The following is a 544-nucleotide window of genomic DNA, read 5'->3' on the forward strand; positions in this document are numbered from 1 at the left end:
AGTACTGGCTCGGACTAAAGTAGGGAAGAGGAGCACCAAAGGTATTTCCCGGTCCTAATGTTGAAAAAGTCTGCAACCCCAGTCCATAGGTACTAATAGCATCAAGTCCACCATTACCCGTTGCAAGACTAGTCTGCAGGAGGTCAGTACCAGTGAAGCTAGTGTTTAAATTCAGAATCGTGGCAGCAATGACCGTGGGGTTTGTGTTAGCAGGAGCAGGACCCACAGGACTCACAGAAGGATTTGCACTACCGGGACGGCCGCCATATTGCACGGACATCACTGCCGTCCCTGTTAGCTTGGTTGTCGTGGAAAACTGCTGTGCCTCTAACTGAGCGGTGCGCGCTTCAAGTTTATCTACCCGACCCCGCAGCGTAGCGAGTTCAGCAGCAAACTCGTCCATGAGTTTTTGCAGCGTAGCGAGGTCTTCTTTAGTGGCAAAGCGGTCACTAATCACATCCAAGCAAGCATTGAGGGCGGCTGCCATTTCATAGCGGGTGGCAGCACGATTCCCTCGGAAGGTGCCATCGGGATAACCGGCAAT

The 544-nt window shown here is 52.4% G+C and carries 1 protein-coding gene; it reads right to left on the reverse strand.

Annotated features, from left to right (window positions below; genetic code table 11):
* Positions 1-544, reverse strand: a 544-nt coding sequence (locus ACK4HN_RS11935) for an iron uptake porin (RefSeq protein ID WP_409877776.1), incomplete at both ends; no start/stop codon positions are given.

This window comes from Thermosynechococcus sp., assembly GCF_046299655.1.
Lineage (GTDB): Bacteria > Cyanobacteriota > Cyanobacteriia > Thermosynechococcales > Thermosynechococcaceae > Thermosynechococcus.